Below are 564 nucleotides of genomic sequence, written 5' to 3'. Positions count from 1 at the left end.
AGTAACCATGCAAGTCAGGATTTGGTTGCCTTTAAGGAACTCTTGTCGGCGACCAAGGCCTTGGTCGCAGAGCACGCAGGGAAGACACGTACGGTAGGGACTTATCAGTCAGGAGATTTTGCCAAACTCAAGTCTGTTCAACGCTTTGCGATAGCTTACAAACAGGCGACCCAGCAGATGGAGAGTCGTGTTGAGCGTGTACAAGCAGCTCAGGAGCGAGACAAGGTCCGTTTTGAAGCCTTGGCTCGATCAGATAAGGGTTGGAAAGACATGGCTGTTAGCGCATTGACTATCATTGTCGGAGTGACAGCCATCGTAGTTACATTGGGCTCTGCGACTCCTTTAGTTGTTGCAGGCGGTATAGTGGGTCTTGGGACAACAGCCTATGGGGCTTCTAATATGTATGAGGCTGATCAGGATATCAAACTTGGGAATGCAGGGGATATTCAGACTAAAGCAGGAAATCCCATCAGAGATACGCTTTTCATGGGGAATGACAAACTGTATCATGATGTTGGGAATGTCTTTGTGACGGCGAGTGCCATCATGATTCCCATAGGGCAG

1 pseudogene is annotated in these 564 nt (G+C 48.9%); it reads left to right on the top strand.

The features are described from left to right. Positions 1–177: 177 nt before the first annotated feature. A pseudogene (locus ADH52_RS11670) lies at positions 178–564 on the top strand (hypothetical protein); the annotation flags it as partial.

Origin of the sequence: Streptococcus pseudopneumoniae (assembly GCF_001072665.1) — a bacterium.
GTDB classification, from domain to species: Bacteria; Bacillota; Bacilli; order Lactobacillales; family Streptococcaceae; genus Streptococcus; species Streptococcus pseudopneumoniae_S.
This window is presented reverse-complemented; position numbering and strand designations above follow the sequence as displayed.